Annotated in this window: 18 protein-coding genes, 1 tRNA gene and 1 riboswitch; of the genes, 9 read left to right on the top strand and 10 right to left on the bottom strand. The window is 55.0% G+C overall.

From position 1 onward, the window contains the following. Positions 1-11: 11 nt before the first annotated feature. Positions 12-668, bottom strand: coding sequence for a 3,4-dihydroxy-2-butanone-4-phosphate synthase (gene ribB, locus IAE30_RS12695; protein WP_034828370.1), 657 nt, complete (start codon positions 666-668; stop codon positions 12-14). Positions 669-779: 111 nt separating this feature from the next. Next, positions 780-929, bottom strand: a riboswitch (FMN riboswitch). A 171-nt stretch (positions 930-1,100) separates the two neighbouring features. Here ribB and IAE30_RS12700 point away from each other — a divergent pair. Continuing rightward, positions 1,101-1,406 (top strand): accessory factor UbiK family protein, encoded by a 306-nt coding sequence (locus IAE30_RS12700; protein WP_034828368.1) that lies wholly within the window; start codon positions 1,101-1,103, stop codon positions 1,404-1,406. Between the two features lie 278 nt (positions 1,407-1,684). Here the strand turns inward: IAE30_RS12700 and hldE are convergent, their stop codons facing one another. From hldE to IAE30_RS12715, 3 genes are all read right to left on the bottom strand, one after another. After that, a complete protein-coding gene (hldE, locus tag IAE30_RS12705) occupies positions 1,685-3,109 on the bottom strand; it encodes a bifunctional D-glycero-beta-D-manno-heptose-7-phosphate kinase/D-glycero-beta-D-manno-heptose 1-phosphate adenylyltransferase HldE (protein WP_038644667.1) in 1,425 nt (474 codons plus the stop codon). Between the two features lie 128 nt (positions 3,110-3,237). Then, positions 3,238-6,096, bottom strand: coding sequence for a bifunctional [glutamate--ammonia ligase]-adenylyl-L-tyrosine phosphorylase/[glutamate--ammonia-ligase] adenylyltransferase (glnE, locus tag IAE30_RS12710; protein WP_200679871.1), 2,859 nt, complete (start codon positions 6,094-6,096; stop codon positions 3,238-3,240). A gap of 31 nt (positions 6,097-6,127) precedes the next feature. Continuing rightward, entirely contained in the window at positions 6,128-7,438 is a 1,311-nt protein-coding gene (locus IAE30_RS12715; RefSeq protein ID WP_200679873.1) for an inorganic triphosphatase, read from the bottom strand. 204 nt (positions 7,439-7,642) lie between these two features. On the opposite strand from IAE30_RS12715, the gene IAE30_RS12720 reads away from it, so the two are divergent. Both IAE30_RS12720 and IAE30_RS12725 read left to right on the top strand, forming a co-directional pair. Then, positions 7,643-8,266, top strand: a complete 624-nt coding sequence (locus IAE30_RS12720) for a TIGR04211 family SH3 domain-containing protein (RefSeq protein ID WP_200679875.1) — start codon at positions 7,643-7,645, stop codon at positions 8,264-8,266. A gap of 140 nt (positions 8,267-8,406) precedes the next feature. Then, positions 8,407-9,639 (top strand): multifunctional CCA addition/repair protein, encoded by a 1,233-nt coding sequence (locus IAE30_RS12725; RefSeq protein ID WP_200536663.1) that lies wholly within the window; start codon positions 8,407-8,409, stop codon positions 9,637-9,639. A 17-nt stretch (positions 9,640-9,656) separates the two neighbouring features. On the opposite strand, the gene bacA is transcribed toward IAE30_RS12725, so the two are convergent. Together bacA and folB are read right to left on the bottom strand one after the other, a co-directional pair. Beyond that, positions 9,657-10,475 carry an undecaprenyl-diphosphate phosphatase gene (gene bacA, locus IAE30_RS12730; RefSeq protein ID WP_038644661.1) on the bottom strand — a complete coding sequence of 273 codons (819 nt, stop codon included), beginning with the start codon at positions 10,473-10,475 and terminating at the stop codon, positions 9,657-9,659. Between the two features lie 191 nt (positions 10,476-10,666). After that, positions 10,667-11,026, bottom strand: a complete 360-nt coding sequence (gene folB, locus IAE30_RS12735) for a bifunctional dihydroneopterin aldolase/7,8-dihydroneopterin epimerase (RefSeq protein ID WP_034828354.1) — start codon at positions 11,024-11,026, stop codon at positions 10,667-10,669. Between the two features lie 107 nt (positions 11,027-11,133). Between folB and plsY the strand changes: the two genes are divergently transcribed. Next, the gene (gene plsY, locus IAE30_RS12740) at positions 11,134-11,733 is read left to right on the top strand and encodes a glycerol-3-phosphate 1-O-acyltransferase PlsY (protein WP_034828352.1); all 600 of its coding nucleotides are present in this window, start codon (positions 11,134-11,136) and stop codon (positions 11,731-11,733) included. A gap of 30 nt (positions 11,734-11,763) precedes the next feature. Here the strand turns inward: plsY and tsaD are convergent, their stop codons facing one another. After that, on the bottom strand, positions 11,764-12,777 hold the full coding sequence (tsaD, locus tag IAE30_RS12745; protein ID WP_200679877.1) for a tRNA (adenosine(37)-N6)-threonylcarbamoyltransferase complex transferase subunit TsaD: 1,014 nt from the start codon (positions 12,775-12,777) through the stop codon (positions 11,764-11,766). Positions 12,778-13,055: 278 nt separating this feature from the next. Here tsaD and rpsU point away from each other — a divergent pair, with 278 nt between their 5' ends. The 3 genes from rpsU (at position 13,056) to rpoD (ending at position 17,249) form a co-directional block, all read left to right on the top strand. Continuing rightward, on the top strand, positions 13,056-13,271 hold the full coding sequence (gene rpsU / locus IAE30_RS12750; RefSeq protein WP_001144069.1) for a 30S ribosomal protein S21: 216 nt from the start codon (positions 13,056-13,058) through the stop codon (positions 13,269-13,271). A gap of 118 nt (positions 13,272-13,389) precedes the next feature. Next, positions 13,390-15,135 (top strand): DNA primase, encoded by a 1,746-nt coding sequence (gene dnaG, locus IAE30_RS12755; RefSeq protein WP_045814813.1) that lies wholly within the window; start codon positions 13,390-13,392, stop codon positions 15,133-15,135. 269 nt (positions 15,136-15,404) lie between these two features. Then, positions 15,405-17,249, top strand: coding sequence for an RNA polymerase sigma factor RpoD (gene rpoD, locus IAE30_RS12760; RefSeq protein WP_034828348.1), 1,845 nt, complete (start codon positions 15,405-15,407; stop codon positions 17,247-17,249). A 48-nt stretch (positions 17,250-17,297) separates the two neighbouring features. On the opposite strand, the gene IAE30_RS12765 is transcribed toward rpoD, so the two are convergent. The 3 genes from IAE30_RS12765 to IAE30_RS12775 form a co-directional block, all read right to left on the bottom strand. Continuing rightward, positions 17,298-18,056 carry a substrate-binding domain-containing protein gene (locus tag IAE30_RS12765; protein WP_200679878.1) on the bottom strand — a complete coding sequence of 253 codons (759 nt, stop codon included), beginning with the start codon at positions 18,054-18,056 and terminating at the stop codon, positions 17,298-17,300. An 88-nt stretch (positions 18,057-18,144) separates the two neighbouring features. Next, positions 18,145-18,660 carry a G/U mismatch-specific DNA glycosylase gene (gene mug / locus IAE30_RS12770; protein ID WP_200679880.1) on the bottom strand — a complete coding sequence of 172 codons (516 nt, stop codon included), beginning with the start codon at positions 18,658-18,660 and terminating at the stop codon, positions 18,145-18,147. After that, positions 18,657-19,244, bottom strand: coding sequence for a TetR/AcrR family transcriptional regulator (locus tag IAE30_RS12775; protein WP_200679882.1), 588 nt, complete (start codon positions 19,242-19,244; stop codon positions 18,657-18,659). Before IAE30_RS12775 ends, mug begins: the two co-directional genes overlap by 4 nt. A 136-nt stretch (positions 19,245-19,380) precedes the next feature. On the opposite strand from IAE30_RS12775, the gene IAE30_RS12780 reads away from it, so the two are divergent. Further along, positions 19,381-20,163 carry an SDR family oxidoreductase gene (locus IAE30_RS12780; RefSeq protein ID WP_200679884.1) on the top strand — a complete coding sequence of 261 codons (783 nt, stop codon included), beginning with the start codon at positions 19,381-19,383 and terminating at the stop codon, positions 20,161-20,163. Between the two features lie 203 nt (positions 20,164-20,366). Further along, positions 20,367-20,442 (top strand) — tRNA-Ile (locus IAE30_RS12785). Positions 20,443-20,673 lie beyond the last annotated feature (231 nt).

Genomic DNA, 20,673 nt, shown 5'->3' on the forward strand with positions numbered 1-20,673 from the left:
ATAACTGAGGCTTAGCTTGCCTGCCGCGTTTCACGCTCGCGGCGATAAGCCACCAGATCTTCAATAGTCACGACCGGCATATCGTGTTGTTTGGCAAACACAATCGCTTCTGGCGCATGCGCCATGCTGCCGTCGTCATTGGTCAATTCACACAGCACACCGGCGGGTTTGAAACCTGCTAACGTCACCAAATCGATGGTGGCTTCAGTGTGACCACCACGCGTCAGCACACCACCTTCGCGCGCGCGCAGCGGGAAGACATGGCCTGGACGGTTGAGATCGCTCGGCTTAGCGCCATCTGCCACAGCGGCACGAATCGTGGTGACGCGGTCAGCGGCAGAAACACCGGTGGTAACACCTTCTGCGGCTTCAATGGTGACAGTAAAGCCAGTGCCATAAGAGCTGGTGTTGGTTTCTACCATCATCGGCAGATCCAACTGCTGGCGGCGCTCTTCAGTGATGCACAGGCAGACAATGCCGCTGCCGTGGCGAATAGTCAGTGCCATTTGCTCTACGGTCATGGTTTCGGCGGCAAAGATCATGTCACCTTCGTTTTCACGATTTTCATCGTCGAGCACCATCACACCGCGACCGTTACGCAGCGCATCGATGGCGCGTTCTACACGCTGTTCCGGCGTGCCAAATTCAGAAAGAAGCGTCTGATTCATGGTAAAAAACCTTATAAAAAATATATGAGTTACCAGAACCAGGGCGTGCTTAGGAGTGCGCAAATAATACACATGGCAAAAACGTGACGCGGGCGTAAGCCCGGCTGATGTCGTTACCCTCTCCCATCCGGACTCTAACCGTCGGCCCCGGAATTACACCGGATCTGCTGACCTTTCACTTTGCAGCGAAAGCGCTCGCGGGCTTTCAGCCGAAGCTGATTTACCGCCGGTGGGGAATTTCGCCCCGCCCTGAGAATAAGCGAGCTCACTATAACGCCAATCATCTGGACGGGCAATCGACAAAAGCGCAAATGCTTTTGCATTTACTGCGATGCGGAATTCAGGTTTAACCTTTTCGTTTCAGGCATTACACTTAACCTTTGTTGAGTCGGAACACGTGCTGTTATCAGCCACCGCAACCAGGAAATCATCATGATCGACACGAAAAAAATTGAACAACTGGCTCGCCAGGTCCATGAAGCTATGCCAAAAGGGATTCGCGACTTTGGCGACGATGTCGAAAAGAAAATTCGTCAGGTATTGCAGGCGCAGTTAACCCGCATGGATTTAGTTAATCGTGAAGAGTTTGATGTGCAGACGCAGGTACTGCTGCGCACGCGTGAGAAGCTGGCCGCACTGGAACAGCGCCTGGCAAAACTGGAAAGTGAGAGCCCAGCCGCACCGGCACCTGCGGTAGTGACACCGGATCCGGCGGGTAAAATCGACACTCCGCAGTAAACCACTGACTCGCCGGGCGTATATCGCTTGCCAGCACCCGTTGAGCATACATTGCTCGCAGACAATAACAGGCGGCCTTTTGGCCGCCTGTTGAGTTTGTATCCACTTGCCCTACGCTCGCCGTGAGTGACGGCGAATCGTCTGGAATCTTCGTATTAGCCGTGAGTGACGGCAATCGTCTGAACTCTCAGAGTTTGCCGTTAGTGGCTGCGAATCATTGGAAATCTCAGTGCTCGCCTGTAGTGACGGCGAATCATCTGGGATCTCAGTGCTCGCCGTTAGTGGCTGCGAATCGTCTTGATGATGTTAGTGGTGGAGATACCGTCTTCGAAATTCAGCACCCGCACGTCACCGCCGTTGGCCCAAACCTCTTTACTGCCCGCAATATCTTCCGGCTTATAATCGCCGCCCTTCACCAGCAGATCCGGTAACACACCCGCAATCAAACGCTGTGGCGTGTCTTCTTCAAACAGCACCACCCAATCCACCGCTTCCAGCGCACCAAGCACGATCATACGGTTTTCCTGCGGGTTAACCGGACGGGTTTCGCCTTTCAGACGTTTGGTGGAAGCATCACTGTTTACCGCAACAATCAGACGGTCGCCCAGCTTACGTGCGTTGGCAAGATAGGAAACGTGGCCCGCATGCAAGATGTCGAACACGCCGTTGGTCATCACCACTTTCTCACCGCGCTGACGCGCCAGCGCCACCGCTGCTTTAAGCTCGGCTTCGGTCATCACACCAAACCCGCTGTCGGGACGAGCATGAATGGCGTTTTCCAGCTCAACGATGCTTACGGTTGATGTCCCGAGTTTGCCCACGACCACGCCCGCTGCCGCATTGGCGAGGAAACAGGCTTCTTCCAGGCTGTCTCCGGCCGCCAGCACGGCGGCCAGCACGCCAATAACGGTGTCACCTGCACCGGTGACGTCAAACACTTCCTGCGCCTGCGTTGGCAGATGCAGCGGCGCTTTGCCCGGTTGCAGTAACGTCATGCCGTTTTCAGAACGGGTGACCAGCAGCGCGGAGAGCTCATAATCGGCGATGAGCTGCATGCCGCGATTCACAATCTCTTCCACGGTTTTGCATTTACCCACCACGGCTTCGAACTCAGACAGGTTAGGCGTCAGCAAAGTCGCACCGCGGTAGCGCTCAAAATCCGTGCCTTTCGGGTCGATCAACACCGGCACGTTGGCTTCACGCGCCAGCTGAATCATGGTTTGCACGCTGCTCAACGCGCCTTTGGCGTAATCTGACAGCACCAGTGCACCGGCCTGCGCCAGCGATTGACGCATACGATCGTGGATAGGCTGTGGATCAACCTGCTCGAAACCCTCTTCGAAATCGAGGCGGATCAGCTGCTGGTTGCGCGAAAGCACACGCAGTTTGGTGATGGTGGGATGGCTTTTCACCGCGACAAAATCACAATCGACTTTGACCTTTTCCAGCGTCTCGCTCAGCACACGTGCCGCATCGTCTTCACCCGTCAGGCCAATCAAACGCGAGCCCGCACCCAGTGCAGCAATGTTCATCGCCACGTTGGCCGCGCCGCCAGGACGCTCTTCGATGGTATCGACTTTCACCACCGGTACCGGGGCTTCAGGCGAGATACGGCTGGTTGGGCCATACCAGTAGCGATCTAACATGACATCGCCAACAACCAGCACAGCGGCTTTGCCAAAAGCGGGCAGCGTTACTTTCATTCCAAAGACTCCAGACTACGGTCAAAATTATGCGCGGATAATAACATACCCCGATGATACTTCGAGCCACAGGTGCGTGGGCTGCGCGCCTTCCTGTATGCCGGGTCACTAAGGGGCGAAGCGTTATTTTACGCTTCCGCGCTATCAGATTCGGTTGCAGCCAGCCAGCGTTGCCAGCTGCGATGCACGGCAGCCCGCTCAGTAGCAAAAGATTCCGGCGCGACGTGCCCCGGCAGCTCCTGCAATGCGAGATGATGCAATGCATCACGCAGCGTGACATATGCGTGAGTCAGCGCCTGCGCTTCCTCTGCATCCATGATCTCCTGACGCGCCATCAATTCAAAAATTCGCACATTGTCCGACCAACGCGTCAACGCAGGCTGCTCTGCCGCGTAGCCTAAGACAAGATATTGCGCGATGAATTCAATATCGGTGATGCCGCCTTCATCGGTTTTGATCTCCCAGCGTCCTTTGTGTTTGTTGCTCAGATGGGCACGCATTTTCTCGCGCATCTCTCGCACTTCTTTTTGCAGTGCAGGACGCTCACGCGGCAGGCAAAGAATGCCGCGACGGATGTTATTGAAACGATCGCAGAGCGCCGTTTCACCAAACACAATACGCGCGCGCACCAGCGCCTGATGTTCCCAGGTCCAGGCTTCATTACGCTGATAATCATCGAAGGCGGCAAAGGTACTCACCAGCATGCCCGCCGCGCCAGACGGACGCAGGCGCGCATCGACTTCATACAAGATGCCAGAGGAGGTGCGCGTGCTAAACAGATGCATCACGCGCTGCGCCAGCCGCAGGTAGAACTGGCGGCCATCAATCACGCGTTCGCCATCGGTTTCCGCATCGTCCGGGCAGTCATGCAGGAACACCAAATCCAGATCCGAGCTGTAACCCAACTCCCAGCCGCCCAGTTTGCCGTAGCCGACCACAGCAAAACCACGCTCGCTGTCGCTGGTGAGGTGCGAAGGGCGTCCATAGCGCTGCACCATCATTTGCCACGCTTGCTGCACCACCGATTCGATAATGGCTTCTGCCAGCCAGGTTAAGTGATCACTCACTTTCATCACCGGCAGCGTTTCAGCGATATCGGCCGCGGCAATGCGCAGATGCTGCGCCTGCTTGAACTGGCGCAGCGCTTCCAGCTGCTGTTCTTCATCATCGGTGGGAATACGCAGCAGATACTGGCGCAGTTCATCGCGATAGGCATCGGTAGCCGTGGGTTGATACAACGTGGCGGGATCGAGCAGTTCATCCAGCAACAGCGGATAACGTGCCAGCTGGCTGGCGACCATCGGCGAGGCGGCACACAGGCGGATCAGATGGCGCAGTGCCCCGTGATATTCCGTCAGCAGCTCCAGATAGGTGCTACGCGTCAATACACCGAGCAGCAACGGTGTCAAACGGCCCAGCACCACATCAGCATCTTCGCGTGGACAGACTTCGCTCAGCAGGCGCGGCATCAGTTGATCAAGCGCCAGACGCCCACGCGGGCCGATGGTACGGCGGCTGACATCCTGGCGGAAACTGTTCAGCGATTCGAAGAGCGCATGACGTTGCGCTTCGTTCAGCTGTGGCACAACAGGAATGAGATCGCTCTCCTCCAGCGTGTCCTGCCACAGACCAGCAAATTCTGCCAGCTGCGGTTGATCGTCCACGTCTGGTGCATCATCACCAATGAGTTCATCAAAGATGCTGCGCACTCCCGCCATCTGCTGTTCAAGTTGCACCATCAGCGCATCCCAATCCGCCGCGCCCATCGCCCAGGCTAAACGCTGACGATCAAGCGGGTTTTCCGGCAGGGTTTGCGTCTGCTCATCATTGATGCTTTGCAGCAGATTTTCCAGACGACGCAGGAACAGATAGGCCGCACGCAAATGTTCCACCTGCGCCGGACTCAGCAAGGCCAGTTCACCAATCGCCTGCAGCGTTGGCAGCAGGGAACGGAGCTGAAGTGAGCGCTCACGTCCACCACGAATGAGCTGGAACACCTGCACGATAAATTCGGTTTCGCGAATGCCGCCCGCGCCGAGTTTGATGTTGTCTTTCAGGCCACGGCGCCGCACTTCACGGGCAATCATGCCTTTCATGTTGCGCAGCGACTGAATCACACTGAAATCGATGTAGCGGCGATAGACGAACGGCCGCAGCATCTGCTGCAACTCCTGGCTCCAGTGGCCTTGATCGTCGCCCATCAGGCGCGCTTTAACCATCGCATAGCGCTCCCAGTCACGCCCCTGCTCCTGGTAGTAGTCTTCCAGTGCAGCAAAACTCAGTACCAGCGGGCCACTGTCACCAAACGGACGCAGGCGCATGTCCACGCGATAGACGAAACCATCCACGGTAGGCTGATCCAGCACTTTGATCAGGCGCTGGCCCATGCGGGTAAAGAATTGGGCGTTATCGAGTTCGCGACGGCCACCTTGCGTCACGCCGTTTTCCGGCCAGGCAAAGATCAGGTCGATATCGGAAGAGAAGTTGAGTTCGCCGCCGCCCAGCTTGCCCATGCCGAGGATAAGCATGGGCTGCGCTTCACCGGCTTCATTACATGGCGTGCCGAAATCGCGGCTGCAATCCTGCCACACCCAATCACGAGCGGCAGCGATGAGAATCTCCGCCAGCGTGCTGAGTTGTGTCAGGCTCTGTTCGGTGCTGGCATGTTGTAGCGCCTGCATCCACGCCATACGCACCAGCATATGGCGGCGGAACAGACGCAGTTCGCGCATCAGGGAAGTTTCATTTTCCACGCCCGCCAGCGCCTGTTTCAGCCAGGTGCTGTAGTGCTGCCACTCATCTGGTGCAGGCGGTTGCTGCTGGAGTTGTTGCCACCACTCCGGATGCTGCTGCAGGTTATCAACGATAAAGTCACTAAAGGTCAGCGCGCCCGCCTGCTCTGCCGTAAAGGCGGAAGACGGCATATTCAGGCGCTCGGCCACGTTAGCTAACTGCGCCTGCATCAGCGCCGGTAACGGTAACAACATCTTCCCTCCCTGATTCGATTGTGCGTCCGGCTTAGCGTTTCACTCCGCTATTCAGCCAGAACGGCGATGGCCGAATGGCCAGATTAACCAGTTGAATCAACCCGCGGTCCTGCTGGATGCGGATCGCATGCTGCAGTTCCTGCCAGCCTGCAAGCCAGACATTCACCTCTTCCGCTGGGTAAGCCCCTGCCAGCAGATGCACCGCTAGCAGCTGGCGATTCAGGCGCGTGGATTTGTCCTGGAATTCGTTGAACAGCTGCACATCGACGAAGGTCTCACGCAGATCGGCAGCAATACGGCTGAGCATGATGTCGCTGAAGCGTTTGAACGAACCCTGCAGCTTGCTTTTGCTCTTATCATCCAGCCAGTTCTGCCATTGTGACTCCACTAGCCAGTAAGTAAGTGCTAACTGAGCACCAACAGAGACAGGCGAGAAACAGGCGGTTTCCGCATCAATTTCCGCATCCGCTAACAGCTCATCCAGACGAGTCAGTTTCTGACGCAGATCGCTGCTCGCCTTGCGCGGTACCAGCGCACCAAACAGCGAAAACGCCTGACGCAGGGTTTCCAGCGCATCCATCACCGCTTCTTTGGCATCGGCATTTCCGCGCAGCCAGACTTCTTCGTGATACTGCCACTGGTTAAGACCGGCGGTCATTGCATTGACCATGCCCTGCTCTACCGTGGCTTTGGCACCGATTTTTTGCAGCGCTAACGCACGCAGTGGGCGGGCAGGATTGCCCTGAGCCAGCTGATAACCGCGCGCCGCTTTGCTCAAACTGCCCAGGTGCAGGCCGCCAGCGGTGCTCAAGGCTTCTGCGAACTGCAGCATGTCGGCACGCTGGCCGCTTTTCAGCTCCAGCTCGACTTCATACAACGGCTCGCTCAATTCGCCTGCGGCGACGTCTCCGCGATCAAACGCCACTTCAATTTCGCTCTCACCAAACTGCACCAGCCAGGCTTCACGCTGGAAATGGGTGCTGAACAGCGGTTGCAGGCGCTGCTGTAATGCCGCGACATCGGTGCCTTCTGGCCAGATTTCGGCCGGCAGCTGGGCGATATCCAGCGTAGGCTCAGTGAGGTCGACGTTATATTCCGGGCGTTGATGCAGACCGCCCACGGTTTTTCCGGCGGCCTTCAGCGTCATCTCATAACGCTGATCGACACCGCGGATGCGCAGGCCCATATCCCAACGACGTAGCTGATTGTCATCGGTCTCAAAATAGATGTTAGTCAGCTCGCGTGCGGCGAAGTGCTGATGTGGCCACGCGGCAAGGGTTTCACCGAGTTTTTCGGCGGCTTGTGGTGTGGCAATGAACTTTAATTCGATTTCGATGGTCATAATTTTTTATTCAATACGCTGCTGGCACTTACGAGTTTAATCTGGCGAAGAGTAATGCACCGGAAGCCCGCTGTCTCCGCTTTCTTGTGCTTTTACGACCCTTTTCGCACCAGATTGAGACCAGGATAGTTCTCATTCAGATTTTTGAGAAGCGTCTCCAGACTGTGCCGGTAATTTTACGCCATTAAGAAAAAACGACATCGAATGAAAAAAATCACACTTGCTGCCCTTTCTTTGCTGGCATTTAGCGCCATCGCCCCCGTTCATGCTGCTGACGAAAAGCGTTATATCTCCGATGAATTATCCACTTGGGTACGCAGCGGTCCGGGCGATCAATATCGCTTGATTGGCAAGCTGAATGCCGGAGAGGAAGTCACCCTGTTGCAGGTCAACAACGATTCCCAATATGGTCAGATTCGTGATGCCGAAGGGAAAACCAACTGGATCCCACTGTCCCAGTTGAGTGCCGAACCTAGCCTGCGCACCCGCGTGCCGCAGCTGGAGCAACAGGTCAAAGATCTCACCGCTAAGCTGGCGAACATCGACAACAGCTGGAATCAGCGCACCTCTGAAATGCAGAGCAAAGTGGCGAAAAGCGACGGCACCATTGACGGCCTGAAAGCGGAAAATCAGAAGCTGAAAAATGAGCTGATTGTCGCACAGAAGAAAGTCAGCGCCGCGAACGTCCAGCTGGATGACAAACAGCGCACCATCATCATGCAGTGGTTTATGTATGGTGGCGGCGTGTTGGGTGTCGGCTTGCTGCTTGGTTTGGTATTGCCGCACATGGTGCCACGCCGTAAGAAAAACGATCGCTGGATGAACTAAACCACCACGCCGATTTGTTGTTTTCTTCAAGGGGATCGTAAGATGCCCCTTTTGGCGTGCCCGATATTTAGCCAAAGTATGCAACAATAACGCAACATGCGTGCACGGCGCGCAGAATACATTGCCTCTGGAGTGGTTGAGTGAAGACGTTTCTGGTCGGTGGCGCGGTGCGTGATGCCTTACTGCGCTTGCCGGTAAAAGATAGAGATTGGGTGGTGGTCGGTGCCACACCTGAAGCGATGCTGGCACAAGGTTATCAGCAGGTGGGCCGGGATTTTCCGGTTTTTTTGCACCCACGCAGTCGTGAAGAGTATGCACTGGCGCGTACCGAACGCAAAAATGGCAAGGGCTACACCGGTTTTGTCACACAATTTGCCCCGGACGTGACGCTGGAGCAGGATTTGCAGCGCCGCGATCTCACCATCAATGCCATTGCGCAGGCCGACGACGGCAGCTTAATCGACCCTTATCGCGGACAGCAGGATTTGGCGAATCGCACCCTGCGCCATGTCTCCGCCGCCTTTAACGAAGATCCGCTGCGCGTCCTGCGTGTGGCGCGTTTCGCTGCCCGTTTTGCCCACCTCAATTTCCGTGTCGCGGATGAAACTCAGGCCTTAATGCGTGAGATGGCGGAGAGCGGCGAGTTAGCTGACCTCACGGCCGAACGCGTGTGGAAAGAGACCGAAAAAGCCCTGCTGACCCGCAATCCGCAGGTCTATTTTCAGGTATTGCGTGACTGCGGTGCGTTGCAGGTGCTGTTCCCGGAGCTGGATAACCTGTACGGCATTCCGGCGCCGATCAAATGGCATCCCGAAATTGATACCGGCGTGCACGCGTTAATGACGCTGACGATATCTGCCGCCCTTTCAGATGAGTTGGACGTGCGCTTTGCCACGCTGTTCCACGATGTCGGTAAGGCGCTGACGCCGCCGGAAAAATGGCCGAGCCATCATGGTCACGGTTTAGCTGGCGTCCCGATTGTCGAAGCACTGTGCCAGCGGCTGCGCGTACCCAATCAGGTGCGCGACCTGGCGTTAATCGTCACCGAATTCCACGATATCGTCCACACCATTGAACGTCAGTCAGCGGAGTCATTGGTGGCTCTGTTTGATCGCATTGATGCGTGGCGCAAGCCCGATCGCGTAGAGAAGATGGCGCTAACCAGCGAAGCCGACGCGCGTGGCCGCACCGGAATGGAAAGCCTGGCCTATCCACAAGGCGATTATTTGCGTCAGGCGTTTGCACTGTCTCAGGCGGTGCCGACTAAGGATGTGGTTGCAGCAGGTTTTAAAGGTCCAGCCGTGCGGGAAGAGTTGACGCGTCGTCGGGTGATGGCAGTACAGGAAGGGTTGATCAACGTGCGGCCAGCATAACTGGCCGCACGCCGCGCTTACATGAAGATGGCGTAAACCGCCGCCGCCACGATAAAGCGATAGATAGCGAACGAGACAAACGAAATACGCTTAATCAGTTCCAGGAACACTTTGATGGCCAGCAGCGCTACGATAAAGGCGGTCACGAAGCCGACGGCGAACATCGGGAAATCCTGCATCGTCAGGAAGCCCATGCTCTTGTAGAGATCCAAGCCGGTCGCACCAATCATCATCGGCACCGCAAGGATGAACGAGAACTCCGATGCGGCATAACGACTCACGCCCATCAGCATACCGCCAGAAATGGTGGCACCCGAACGCGAGAAGCCCGGCCACAGCGCCAGACACTGGAAGCAGCCAATCATAAACGCCTGGCGGTAAGTGATATCATCGATACCTACCGCTTTAGGCTGTTTCGGCTTGAAGTACTCCGCGACCAACAGCAACACACCACCAACGACCAGCGCGTACATCACGTTAATCGGATTAAACAGGCTTTTGATTTGATCGTGGAGCACCAGACCAATCACCACCGCGGGAACCATACCTAACAGGATGTGAATCAGCGTCAGTTTCCCGGTTCCGGTGCCTTCATGCGGCTCCTTACCGAAGTGAATACCAATCAGTCCGAACAGGCGGCGCCAGAACATCACCACTACCGCTAAAATTGAACCCAGCTGAATGACAACTTCAAAGGTTTCAGCTTTATCACCCTCAAAACCCAACAGATGGCCAACAATGATCATATGGCCCGTAGAAGAGACCGGCAGGAATTCCGTGAGGCCTTCCACAACCCCCAGGATTGCAGCAACCCAAAGCTGGTGAATATCTGCCATCAAAATTTTTCCTCTATCCGTTTTAAACAGTAAAAAGGCGGTCGCAAGGTGCTACCGCCTAAAATTATGCCTGCGCCACGCTGAAGGAAACCTTAAGAAAATCGGCAACTTCGCGTCCGTTAGCGCAACGGCCTCAAGTGAGACACACCATAATTTGGTTTGGTTTCATTGTGATGGCAATCACGGATGATTTATTTAGGAATAGTCCCGCGCTCAATACGCACGCCAACGGTCGCTGCCTGGGCCACCGCGCCAGGTTTCCCGACCTTGATGCGTACACCGGGAGTTTTGAAACGATTCATCAACAGATCGGCAATTTCTTCCGCCACGCGTTCGACTAAGGCAAAGCGCTGGCCCTGCAGATGATTGAGGATAACCTCGGTGACATCGGCATAGCTCAGACAGTCGTTCACATCGTCACTCACCGCGGCACGACGGTTGTCCCACGCCATTTCGACATCGAGCACCAGCTTCTGCTGCATGCCCTGTTCCCAGTCATAAACGCCAATGGTGGTGAACACGGTGAGTTGTTCTATAAATACGATATCCATGATGTCAGTCTCTGTTTTTGGCTAAGCCGGATACCACTTCCGGCGGATTATGCGTATTATCCACGCTTATCGAGAACAAAACGACCCAAAAGGAATGGTACGACGCTATGAGTGCTATCGCGCTTGGTATGATTATTTTCGCGTATCTTTGCGGCTCGATTTCCAGTGCGATCCTGGTTTGTAAACTCGCGCGCTTACCCGATCCGCGTACCGCTGGCTCCGGCAACCCAGGCGCGACCAACGTGTTGCGCATTGGTGGCAAAGCCGCTGCGGCTGCGGTACTGATTTTTGACGTGGCAAAAGGGATGATTCCGGTGTGGATCGCCTATCTGCTGCACGTCACGCCGATGTATCTCGGCTTAACCGCGATTGCCGCCTGCCTCGGCCATATCTATCCGGTGTTCTTCCGTTTTCGTGGCGGTAAAGGCGTGGCAACGGCGTTTGGTGCGATTGCACCCATTGGCTGGGATTTGACGGGATTGATGACCGGCACCTGGCTGCTGACGGTGCTGCTGAGCGGCTACTCCTCGCTGGGAGCGATAGTCAGTGCGCTGATCGCGCCGTTTTACGTGTGGTGGTTCAAACCCCAGTTTACCTTCCCGGTTTCGATGCTCTCCTGTTTGATTCTGTTGCGCCATCACGACAACATCCAGCGCTTGTGGCGCGGCCAGGAAAATAAGATTTGGAAGCGGAAGAAAAAGAAATAAAAAAACCGGCGCGATGCCGGTTTTTTCGTTTTAGATGGCGGGCAATTCTGCCAGTGGCCAACGTGGCCGGACGCTGACGCCCAATCCACCACGCGTACCGCCCTTCAGCCGCACCATGCCCGCATAGGCAATCATTGCGCCGTTATCGGTGCAGAACTCCGGACGCGCGTAAAACACCTCACCACCGCGTTTTTGCATCATCTCGGCCATGCGCTCACGCAGCGTGCGGTTGGCGCTGACACCACCGGCAATCACCAGGCGTTTAAAGCCGGTCTGCTCCAGCGCGCGTTTGCACTTGATCATCAGCGTATCCACCACTGCATCCTCAAACGCACGAGCGATATCGGCACGCGCCTGCTCATCGCCGTTATGTTCACGAATGGTGTTAGCGGCGAAGGTTTTCAAACCCGAGAAGCTGAAATCCAGCCCTGGGCGATCGGTCATCGGGCGCGGGAATTTGAAGCGACCCGGCGTGCCCTGCTGCGCCATGCGTGACAGCATCGGCCCGCCTGGATAATCCAGACCGAGCAGTTTGGCGGTTTTATCGAAAGCTTCACCCGCCGCATCGTCAATCGATTCGCCCAGCAAAGTGTATTCACCAATGCCAGTGACGCTGATTAACTGCGTGTGACCGCCGGAAACCAGCAGTGCCACAAACGGAAACTCCGGTGGATTATCTTCCAGCATCGGTGCCAGCAGATGGCCTTCCATATGATGGACTGGCACGGCAGGCACATTCCACGCGAACGCCAGTGCACGGCCGACAGTCGCCCCGACCAATAGCGCACCGACCAAACCTGGACCGGCGGTATAGGCCACGGCATCAATGTCTTTTGCGGCTAATCCGGCTTCTTTCAGCGCAGCCTGAATCAGCGGAACGGTTTTGCGCACGTGATCACGTGAGGCCAGTTCGGGCACTACGCCACCGTAATCGGCGTGCAGTTTGACCTGGCTAAATAATTGATTCGCCAACAGACCGGACGCATCGTCATAAATCGCGATGCCGGTTTCATCGCAGGACGTTTCAATACCCAGAACTCGCATAGCTTTTATCACCCTCTTCTTGCGGCGCGCAGTGTAGCACAGGCGAATCACACGCTGGACGACTTTGCCAGGAAAAAGTGTTTTTCTGTCGCACAAAGAGTGCGCTATACTCCACGGCCTGAAAAAACCGGCAGCCGCGATGGCATATGTCTCTGTTGGTTCTAAATTGTTCATGGTGCTTTACAACTCGGCTACGGCTGGAGTAAAATGCTGCACCATTTTAAAAGTGCTGGCGCCGCAGTCAGCAGCAAAACCGAATTTATCGAGGTAAGAGTTACATGCCGGTAATTAAAGTACGTGAAAACGAGCCTTTCGACGTAGCACTGCGTCGCTTCAAGCGTTCTTGCGAGAAAGCAGGTGTTCTGGCGGAAGTTCGTCGTCGTGAGTTTTATGAAAAACCAACGACTGAGCGTAAGCGCGCTAAAGCGTCTGCTGTTAAGCGTCACGCCAAGAAACTGGCTCGCGAAAACGCACGCCGCACTCGTCTGTACTAATTTCTTTCGGAAGTTCGCTTCCGCCGCGTGTTAAACGCAGACAGAGTCAAGTAAGAGGCCGTGCTTTCCGAAAGGAAGCGCGGCTTGTTGCCGTTTATGAGCTGAAAAACCGGGGCTTATGGCTGGACGAATTCCACGCGTATTTATCAATGACTTACTTGCCCGCACGGATATCGTGGATCTTATCGATGCCCGCGTTAAGCTGAAAAAGCAGGGTAAGAACTATCACGCGTGCTGTCCTTTTCATAACGAGAAAACCCCCTCTTTCACCGTAAGCGGTGAGAAGCAGTTCTATTACTGCTTCGGCTGTGGCGCCAAAGGTAACGCCATCGATTTCCTGATGAATCACGATCGTCTGGATTTCGTCGAAAGCGTTGAGGAGCTGGCCACGCAACACGGCTTAGAAGTGCCGTATGAAGCGGGCAACGGCCCCAGCCCGATGGAACGTCATCAGCGTCAAAGTCTGTATCAGCTGCTGGAAGGCCTCGACGGTTTCTATCAGCAAAGCCTGCGTAACCCGCAAGCGACATCTGCACAAAATTATCTCGCCACACGCGGTCTCAGCCAGCAAGTGATCGATCACTTCGCGATTGGTTATGCGCCAGCAGGCTGGGATAACGTGCTGAAACGTTTTGGTCAGCAGAAAGAGGACCGCGAATCCTTAATGGAAGCGGGCATGCTGGTCAGTAACGATTCCGGCCGCACTTATGATCGTTTTCGCGATCGCGTGATGTTCCCGATTCGCGATAAGCGTGGGCGCGTCATTGGTTTTGGTGGACGTGTACTGGGCAACGATACGCCGAAGTACCTGAACTCGCCGGAAACACCGATTTTCCATAAAGGCCGTCAGTTATATGGCTTGTATGAAGCGCAAAAGAATCATCCGCAGCCCGCGCGTTTGCTGGTTGTAGAAGGCTATATGGACGTGGTGGCGCTGGCGCAATTTGGCATCGATTATGCCGTTGCCTCGCTGGGCACCTCGACCACCGCTGAGCACATTCAGCTGCTGTTCCGTTCTACCGACACGGTGATTTGCTGTTACGACGGCGACCGCGCGGGGCGCGAAGCCGCATGGCGTGCACTGGAAACCGCATTGCCTTACATGAATGACGGTCGTCAGCTACGCTTTATGTTTTTGCCTGATGGCGAGGACCCGGACACGCTGGTGCGTAAAGAAGGCAAAGAGGCGTTTGAAGCGCGGATGGAGCAGGCTTTACCGCTCTCCACGTTTTTATTCGACAGCCTGATGCCACAGGTCGATCTGAGCACGCGTGACGGTAAAACCAAGCTGGCAACGCTGGCGCTGCCGTTGATTAGCCAGATCCCCGGTGAAACTTTACGCATTTATATGCGTCAGAATCTGGGTAATAAACTCGGCATTCTGGACGATAACCAGTTAGACAAGCTGATGCCAAAGCAGGCAGAAAGCGGCACTGCGCCAACTGCTCCCCCGTTGAAGCGCACCACCATGCGCGTGTTGATTGCGTTACTGGTGCAGAATCCGCAATTTGCCGCCATCGTTCCTACGCTGGATGGGCTTGAGCAGTCGAAAATGGCGGGTTTACCGCTGTTTGTGGAGTTAGTCAGTCGTTGTACGGAGAATCCTGGCCTGACGACCGGACAGCTACTAGAGTTATATCGCGGGACAGAATTTAGCCAGCCCCTTGAAACGCTGGCCACCTGGAACCACATGATAGTAGATGAAGAAGCAGAAGCTGTGTTCCAGGATTCACTGGCGAGTCTTTACGACTCAGCCCTTGAACAGCGCCTTGAAGCGCTTATCGCACGCGATCGTACCGAAGGCCTGAGCGCCGCCGAACGCCGCGAGTTCTGGGCCTTAAGTCAGGCATTAGCGAAAAAATAAGATTTTTACCAGACCAGAACGTTGAAGGCTGTTAAAGCCGCCGTTTTGGTTTGATCGTTCGGTTCGGTTTTAAGCGCACCGTACGAGGGCCGTCGGCGTCGAAGCCAGGCCCGCAAAGAAAGAATTCAAGCGGCTTAAGTGCCGATATATGAAGGGTCGATACCCTGGCCGCGTTGAAGGCAGCGGCAAAAGAACAACGCCTTCACTGTTATAGTTGGCTCGCTGCCGACCGACACCAATCTAATTAACAGAAGTGTGGATACCGTCTTATGGAGCAAAACCCGCAGTCACAGCTTAAGCTGCTTGTCACCCGTGGTAAGGAGCAGGGCTATCTGACCTATGCTGAGGTCAATGACCATCTGCCGGAAGATATCGTCGACTCCGATCAGATCGAAGACATCATCCAGATGATTAACGACATGGGTATTCAGGTTGTTGAAGAAGCACCTGATGCCGATGATCTGATGCTGAATGAGAACAGTACTGATACTGACGAAGATGCCGCAGAAGCAGCCGCGCAGGTACTCTCTAGCGTTGAATCTGAAATTGGCCGTACTACTGACCCTGTGCGTATGTATATGCGCGAAATGGGTACCGTTGAGCTGCTGACGCGCGAAGGCGAAATCGACATCGCTAAGCGTATCGAAGACGGTATCAACCAGGTTCAGTGCTCGGTTGCCGAATATCCGGAAGCCATCACCTATCTGCTCGATCAGTACGATCGTGTGGAAGCGGGCGAATCTCGCCTGTCTGACCTGATCACCGGCTTTGTTGACCCGAACGCGGAAGAAGATATCGCGCCAACCGCCACTCACGTGGGTTCTGAACTGTCTGAAGAAGACCGTAACGACGACGATGAAGAAGACGAAGATGGCGACGACGACAGCTCTGACGATGATAACTCCATCGATCCAGAACTGGCGCGCGAGAAGTTCAACGATCTGCGCACCCAGTACGAAACCACCCGTACCGTGATCAAAGCCAAAGGCCGCAGCCACGCTGATGCCGTTGCAGAAATCAATAACCTGTCTGAAGTGTTCAAACAGTTCCGCCTGGTGCCGAAGCAATTCGACTACCTGGTGAACAGTATGCGCGTCATGATGGAGCGCGTGCGTACGCAAGAGCGCCTGATCATGAAGCTGTGTATTGAAATCTGCAAAATGCCGAAGAAGAACTTCATCACGCTGTTCACCGGCAACGAAACCAGCCCAAGCTGGTTCAAAGCGGCGCTGGCCATGAATAAGCCCTGGTCAGAGAAACTGCTTGAAGTTGAAGATGATGTGACGCGTTCACTGCAGAAATTGCAGCAGATTGAAGAAGAGACCGGCCTGACCATCGAGCAGGTTAAAGACATCAACCGTCGCATGTCGATCGGCGAAGCCAAAGCGCGTCGTGCGAAGAAAGAGATGGTTGAAGCAAACTTGCGTCTGGTTATTTCTATCGCCAAGAAATACACCAACCGTGGTCTGCAGTTCCTCGATCTGATTCAGGAAGGTAACATCGGCCTGATGAAAGCGGTTGATAAGTTTGAATACCGTCGTGGCTATAAGTTCTCAACTTATGCAACCTGGTGGATTCGTCAGGCTATCACCCGTTCTATCGCCGACCAGGCACGTACCATCCGTATTCCGGTGCATATGATTGAGACCATCAACAAGCTCAACCGTATTTCGCGCCAGATGCTGCAAGAGATGGGCCGTGAGCCAACGCCGGAAGAGCTGGCTGAGCGTATGCTGATGCCAGAAGATAAGATTCGCAAAGTGCTGAAAATTGCTAAAGAGCCGATCTCAATGGAGACGCCGATTGGTGATGATGAAGATTCACATCTGGGCGATTTTATCGAAGACACCACGCTGGAGCTGCCGCTGGATTCTGCTACCTCAGAAAGCCTGCGTTCAGCCACCCACGACGTGCTTGCGGGTCTGACTGCGCGTGAAGCGAAAGTCCTGCGTATGCGTTTCGGTATCGATATGAACACCGACCACACGCTGGAAGAGGTTGGCAAACAGTTTGACGTTACCCGTGAGCGTATTCGTCAGATCGAAGCCAAGGCGCTGCGTAAGCTGCGTCACCCAAGCCGCTCCGAAGTGCTGCGGAGCTTCCTTGACGATTAATCCTCGTTAAGACGAAAAACCCCGGCTTGCCGGGGTTTTTTATTGCCTTCAAAACGGCGTTAGCCCTTTTTCCTGCATCATTTTGCGCGCGTTATCGCTCTGCAAATACTTCACAAACTGCGCTGCCGCCTGCTTCTGCTGGGTGCTACGCGTAATCACCGCACCGTACAAAGTATCCTGCTGCACCGCCGGCGGGATTAACCCAACAATGGTAATCCCCTTCACCGCCTGCAATTCGCTGTTCTGCTGGAAGCCCAGCTCCGCTTTCCCCTGCGCCACCGCTTCACCCACCGGCGTGGCGGGGATCACTGACACTTTGCTGGCGGTCTTCGGCCCCAACGCCAGCTTGCTCAGCATCTTGCCTTGAATATATTTGCCGCTGGCACTGTCTGATATCGCGATGCTGGAGGCTTCCGTGAGGACCTGTTTGAATTTCGCCACCGTGCTGATATCCGGCGGCGTCATGCCCTGCTTCACCGCCATCGCGATATACGAGTGCGCCAGCACCTGATGGCTGTTGCTATCCACAAACTTAGCCTGCTCCAGCGGCTTGATGGCGTAATCGACCATCACCAGCACATCGGCATTATCCTGACGTTTCAGACGATTAGGGATAGCCTGTGGCGTATCGCCCATCGATGGCGCCGCTTCCAGCTGCAGGGTATTGCCGGTTTGCTGCTGATAATCCTGCTTCAGGCTCTCAATCACCGGATACATGCCACCGGAGCTAAATACTTTCAGCGTCTCTGCCTGTGCCGTCTGTTGCGCCATCACCAGCAGCGCCGCTAACGCGATTGTGCGTTTCATCTTCCCTCTCTTTATTTGCCATAAAGATTTGGGTTTAGTCAGAAACCACAGATTGAACAACTTCAGGGCCGCGTTAAGCGGAGCACGCTCACGCGTTATTCTGTAACCAATCATGAAGTTGGCGATAAGCTGCCGCCATCTCCTCTATCGTCGCGCGGTTCAAACCGCTGGGATTGGGCAGCACCCACAAACGCGTTTCGCCCAAGGTTTGCGTCTGCTCGCCCCACTCCACTTTGCGCTGTCGGAACGCCTTCTGGAACGCATCTTTGCCCAACACCGCCAGCGCACGCGGCTGATAGCTTAAGATCTTCTCCTGCAAACGCGCCCCGCCATCGCGCAGCTCATCACCCGCCAACTCGTTGGCCTGAATGGTGGGACGCTCAACCAGCATAGTGATGCCACAACCGGTTTCCAGCAGTCGCTGCTCCTGTTCTGGTTTCAGCAATTCGCGGGTAAAACCGGCCTGATGGATCACCTTCCAGAAGCGATTACCCGGATGAGCAAAGTGGAAGCCGGTGTGCGCCGATGATTTGCCTGGATTGATGCCACAAAACAGCACCTGCAAATCCGGCGCAATAATGTCCTGAATATCGTGCTCGCTCATGCGCCCTCCAGCCCCGCCCTTTGCTTCACTGACCGACGACTCACCGCCAGCATATTGCGCGCTTCCTCATCATCCGGACAGGCACGCGCCAGCGCCACCGCACCGACCATTTCGGCCAGCATGCTGACGGCGACGTCATCAGCCTGAGGATGATGCATTTCGTTAAGGGCCTGTGCCAGCCGTTGCCGCACCGCATCGCGACGTTGCGAGAACAGCGTGCGTGTTTCAATCGGCAGATGGGCAATTTCACTCACCAGCGCAGGCATTGGGCAGCCTTCTCCCGGCGTGTTGCGATGATGCTCAGAGAGATAGTTATCGATCAGTTGTGTCAGTCGCTCGGCGGGATCGGTCAGGCTGGTGATGGCCGCAAAGCGCTGCGCCGAATCAGCAAACATCTCGGCAATCACCGCCTCAACCAGCGCTTCTCGCGAATCAAAGTGGGCGTAGAAGCCGCCGTGAGTTAAGCCCGCGCGCTTCATCAGCGACGCCACGCCAATGCCTTCGGTGCCGCATTCGCGCATCACCACCGCTGCCTCATCCAGTATGCGCTGCCGCGTGCGCGCCTTGTGGCTTAGCTTTTCCATCTCTCACCATCCTGCTCATCGTTAATGGCAATCAGTGTAATTATTACGATCATCATATTCCAGCTTGACGAAAAATATGATGATCGTCATATTAAGTTCCATCAGATATGACAACCATCATTTACAGGAACCGACCATGACACAACAACTGGCTTTGATTACCGGCGCATCCAGCGGCATTGGTGCAACTTACGCGAAACAGCTGGCCGCACGCGGCAGCAATTTGATTCTGGTGGCGCGTGATGCCTCACGGCTTAACCAGCTGGCGCAATCGCTGCAAGAGGCACACGGCGTTGACGTCCGCGTGCTGGCAGCGGACCTCACGCAAACGGATGACCTGGCAAACGTGGCGCGTGAACTGCGTGACAACCACGACATTACGATGCTGGTTAACAATGCGGGAATGGTGGTGGAAGGGGAATTTACCGACGCCGATATTCAGCCGATTCAAACCATGCTGTCACTCAATATCATCGCGCTAACCGAACTGGCCCACAGCGCTGCACAAGCCTTCCGAGCACGCGGGCAAGGCACCATCGTGAACATCGCTTCAGTGGTCGCACTGGTGCATGAGGTAATGAATGGCGCCTACAACGCCAGCAAAGCCTATGTGCTATCGCTGACGCGCAATATGGATCGCGAGTTAGCAGGCAGCGGCGTGGTGCTGCAAGCCGTATTGCCCGGCTTCACGCGGACGGAGATCTTTGATCGTGCCGGGAAATCGATTAATGACATCCCGGCTGAGAAGATGATGGAAGTCGAGGATCTGGTCGCGGCTGCCTTGAGCGGTCTGGATGCGGGCGAACTGATTACTATCCCTTCCGTGGAAGAGATGAGCCTGTGGCAGAAGCTTGATGAAGCGCGTGGCGCGATGATTCCGTATATCTCATTAAATAAACCCGCATCACGTTATCTGTAAGCTTTAGACGTTGCTGAGGCAAGGTGCGTGGTGTGCCTTGCCTCATAAAAACAGCAATGGCTGGGTGTGGGCTGAGCGTTGATATGCTGTGAAAAGGGATTTTTGCTTGGAGATCAATGACTCAGATATTGTTCTAATTTTCACCAACCGATTGGCGAACGCTGGATCACCCCTCCGAGATACTTTATAATCCCCGCTCCGCTGGCCCCTTAGCTCAGTGGTTAGAGCAGGCGACTCATAATCGCTTGGTCGCTGGTTCAAACCCAGCAGGGGCCACCAAATTTAGTGATGTAAATCATGTAGTTAAGCCACATTTTGAGGTGGTTTTTTGTATGCGCGGTTCGCCATTGGCAGCAAAATGACAGCAGACTTTAGCTCGCTCACTTTTCACAATCCTCAACATTGCTCAAAAATCAAAATCAAAGCTATAAAAAGGCGATCACTTGCCTAAATTGAGCTTTGTTTGAATCATAGTTATAGCACTAGCTAATGATAAATACGTTGGCAAGT

Origin of the sequence: Pantoea sp. S61 (genome assembly GCF_016625145.1) — a bacterium.
GTDB lineage: Bacteria > Pseudomonadota > Gammaproteobacteria > Enterobacterales > Enterobacteriaceae > Pantoea > Pantoea rwandensis_B.